3 protein-coding genes are annotated in these 4,056 nt (G+C 70.8%); all 3 read left to right on the forward strand.

The window, feature by feature from the left end; genetic code table 11:
* The first annotated feature begins 134 nt into the window (after positions 1–134).
* Positions 135–266 carry a hypothetical protein gene (locus PUT80_RS46060; protein ID WP_255806977.1) on the forward strand — a complete coding sequence of 44 codons (132 nt, stop codon included), beginning with the start codon at positions 135–137 and terminating at the stop codon, positions 264–266.
* Between the two features lie 225 nt (positions 267–491).
* A complete protein-coding gene (locus tag PUT80_RS46065) occupies positions 492–2,993 on the forward strand; it encodes a DUF87 domain-containing protein (RefSeq protein WP_101438028.1) in 2,502 nt (833 codons plus the stop codon).
* Positions 2,994–3,061: 68 nt separating this feature from the next.
* Positions 3,062–4,056 (forward strand): replication-relaxation family protein (locus tag PUT80_RS46070; RefSeq protein ID WP_275295904.1); only part of this gene is annotated, 995 nt, incomplete at its 3' end.

Here is a 4,056-nt window from a genome sequence, read left to right on the forward strand (position 1 = left end):
CTGTCGGAAATCCTGACGTCATGTCAGAGAGTCCACACCATCGAGTGAGAGCGCGCTGGCCAGCGCCCCAGCGTCGACAAAGAACAGCCAGCACCGACGAACACCGGGAAGTTCCGGTAACAGACCCGGCCGAGTTGGCGCAGTACGCGGACCACGAATCTAGCACGGACGACGGCGGCGCGTTCGTCGATCTCGGCGTCGACGACACCGAACTGGCTCTCGATGCGGACGCTGACGGCCACGTCGACCTCGACAGCGCTGCCTGATCCGCACTGCCGTTGCGGGTCGCTCAAGGGCATGGCGGGGCGGCTGTCGCAGTGGCAGGCCGATTTCGACGCCGAACGGCACGCAAGCGGTGCCGTCATCTGCGACTCGTGCCCCTGCAACCCGTCCGCGCCTACCCCGACGCACGAAGGCCAAACGAACGCCGGACGACACGCGGCCTGAATCCGCACCTTTGCGACTTTTCCTTGCGAAAGAGGGGCTTTCTGATGTCATCCGCTCAATCCGTTGTCGCTTCGGCGAGGACGCTTGCGTCGCCGTTGCAGGACTACCTGCGCGATCCCGGTGCTGCAGTGCGCGCTCTCGTCGCGGCACTGCGGGAATTCGCGCTGTCCTGGGGGCCGCTCGTCGGGCCGGCCGTGGCGCTGGCGGTGGCCGCCATTGTGGTCGGGCGACGGTGGTGGGCGCGCCGGTGCCATGACCGGATGGTGGCCGACGCCCGGGTGGTCACCGTGCTCGCTCCGCCCACGGTCGATCCGGACGGCGCGGCGGCCTTGTACTCGAACCTGGTCGGGCTGTTGCGGTCCGGCTGGAAACGGCGGATGCACGGCCAGCCGCACATCGTGTGGGAGTACGTGTTCTCCCAGACCGGGGTCGCCCTGCGGCTGTGGCTGCCGGGCGTGGTACCGCCTGGCATGGCCGAACGCGCCATCGAGGCTGCCTGGCCCGGCGCGCACACCCGGACCGCGCCGGCCAAGCCGCCGATCCCCTTGGCCAATCCGCCGGGCAAAGCGGTCGAGGCCGTGGGCGGCGAACTGCGCCTGGCCCGCAGCGAGGCATTGCCCATCCGGTCGGACTTCCCCACCGACCCCGTCCGGGCCTTGCTGGGCGCACCGGCAGGCATGGCCACCCACGAACGGGCCGTGGTGCAGATCCTCGCGCGCCCGGTCACCGGCGCGCGTGTCCGCACAGCCCGCCGAGCTGCCCGCCGGGTCCGCACGGGCAGCTCGGCCCGGCTGGCCGGTCGCCTCCTGGACCTGATCACCCCGCACACCGGATCGCGCAAGCCCGCCACGACCGCGAAGCGGCCGGTCGTCGATCACCAGACCTCGCTGGAAACCTCGGCGCAGGACCGGGTCATCGTGGCCAAGCAGCGCAGCTCCCAGTACGAGACCCGCATCCGGTACGCCGTGGCCACCCTGGTCGACGAGCACGCGACCAGTACTGAGCGGGTTCCGGTGCGGGAACACCTGCGCGGACGCGGGCATGCCATCGCCAGCGCGTTCGCGGCCTACAGCGAACACAACTACTACCGTCGCGTCCGGCTCGCGCGTCCGGTCCAGTCCGTGGCCGAACGGCGCCTCGCCTCCGGCGATCTGCTCTCGATCGCTGAGCTGGCCGCGCTCGCTCACGTCCCGACCGACGAGGCCGTGCCCGGTTTGCAGCGCGCCGGAGCGAAGGCGGTGCCGCCGCCACCGGGGATCGCCACCGAGGGCGCCGGAGTGAAACCGATCGGAATCACCGACTCCGGCCACTCCCGACCGGTGGGGCTGCGCGTCGCCGACGCGCGCCATCACCTGCACATCCTCGGTGCGACCGGGTCAGGCAAGTCCGAGCTGATGGCGCGGATGATCCTCGACGACGCCGAAGCCGGCCGCGGCCTGGTCGTGATCGATCCCAAGGGAGATCTGGTCGCGGACACCTTGATGCGGCTGCCCTCGCGGCTCGGGGAGAAGGTGGTGCTCTTCGACGCCGACAGCCGTTCCCTCCCGCCCGTGCTCAATCCGCTCGAAGGCGACGACACCGCGCGCACCGTGGACAACCTGGTGTCGATCTTCTCCCACGTCTACGCCTCCAGCTGGGGGCCGCGCACCGAGGACATCCTGCGCTCCGGGCTGCTGACCCTGCGCGAGCTGCCCGGCACACCCACGCTGACCGACCTGCCGAAACTGCTCACGGTGCCCGCCTTCCGGCAGCGAGCGCTCGAACAGATCTCCGACGACGTCCTGACCGGGTTCTGGCACTGGTACGACGATCTGTCCGACGCCAGCCGGGCGCAGGTCGTCGCGCCCCTGATGAACAAGCTCCGCGGCCTGCTGCTGCGCCCGTTCGTGCGAGCATCCCTCGCCGGCGGCCAGTCCACAGTAGACATGGACGCGGTCCTCGACGGCGGGATCTGCCTGGTGCGCCTGGGCAAAGACGCGCTCGGGATGGACACCGCGCGACTGATCGGCTCGATCGTCGTCGCCCGCACGTGGCAGGCCGCCACCCGGCGCGCCCGGATACCGCAACGCGACCGCCACGACGCGTCGCTCTATATCGACGAGTGCCACAACTTCCTCAACCTGGCGTACCCGATGGAGGACATGCTCGCCGAAGCCCGCGGCTACCGGATGTCGATGACGCTTGCGCACCAGTACCTGCGGCAGCTGCCGCGCGAACTGGAAGAAGGCATCAGCACCAACGCCCGCTCGAAGATCATTTTCTCGGCGTCGCCCGAAGACGCCCGGCACCTGGCCCGGCACACCGCGCCCCGGCTCTCCGAACACGACCTCGCCAACCTCGGCCGGTTCCACATCGCCGCGCGACTGGTGCTCGACAGCGAGGAAGCTCCCCCGTTCACCGCAGTCACCCAGAAGCTCCCGCCCGCGATTCCCGGCCGGGCCAAAGAAATCCGGCGGCTCGCGCTCGTGAACACCAAGCCTCGAAACACGCCCGATCCGGCCGAAAACGCCCAGCCGGTGGCGTTCGACCCGCGCCGCGCGGCCTGACCCGCTCAGCTATTTCCGTTTGCCCGCAGGGCGTTCCCGCGTCCCGCACGTCTGGAGGTGCACTCACGATGGTCAGCAATCCCACCCCGCAGCGACAATTGCGGGCACATCGGCCCGAACGAACTGCGGCGCGGGTGCTCAACACGGCCGAGCATCACGCGTGGCTGGCCCGGCATCTCACCGACCGGGACCGGTGGCTGTGCCGAATGCTGTTCGAACACCACGTCCTCACCAGCACCCAGATCATCGACGTCGCCTTCACCGGTCGCCGCAGCGCGAACCTGCGCCTGCGCAACCTCTATCAATGGGGCGTGCTGCACCGGTTCCAGCCCCACCGCGACCGCGGCTCGCACCCGATGCACTACGTCCTCGACACCGCCGGAGCGGTCGCGCTGGCCCGCGAGGACGGCATCGACCCCAAGGAACTGGGCTACAGCCGTGAACGCGAGATCGGACGCGCGTTCTCGCTGCAACTGGCGCACACCGTGGGCTGCAACGGGCTGTTCACCACCCTGATCCGCCGAGCCCGTCAACCCGGCACCGCTGGTGTGCTCGCGGCGTGGTGGTCGGCCGCCCGGTGCGGCCGGCACTGGGGCGACATCGTCACCCCGGACGGCTACGGCCGCTGGCGCGAGGCCGGCAGGGAGGTCGAGTGGTTCATCGAGTTCGACTTCGGCACCGAGCAACTGTCCCGCCTGGCAGGCAAGCTCGCCCGCTACGAGCGACTGGCCGAGGTCACGGGCATCACCACACCCGTGCTGGTGTGGCTGCCCAGCGCCAGGCGCGAAGTCAATGCACGCAGCGCGATGGCCGAGGCGCTGCGGGGTCTCGACCGGCCTGCACGCGTACCCGTGGCGACCAGCAGCGGCGAGGCCGCGGCTGACCCGCTCGACATGGCCGCGCCGCGCTGGCGACGGCTCGACGAGTCCGGCACCGCCGGTCGAGTGGCGCTGGCGGGCCTGCCCGCCCTCTGGCCGGGCCTGCGCGCCTCGGCTCCCGGCGGCGGGCAGCGTCCGGCGGCCGCGACGCCCGTCGCCACGCGTGCGGGGGTGGGCCCGCCCTC

The sequence above is a fragment of the Amycolatopsis sp. La24 genome (assembly GCF_029087445.1).
Taxonomy (GTDB): domain Bacteria; phylum Actinomycetota; class Actinomycetes; order Mycobacteriales; family Pseudonocardiaceae; genus Amycolatopsis; species Amycolatopsis nivea.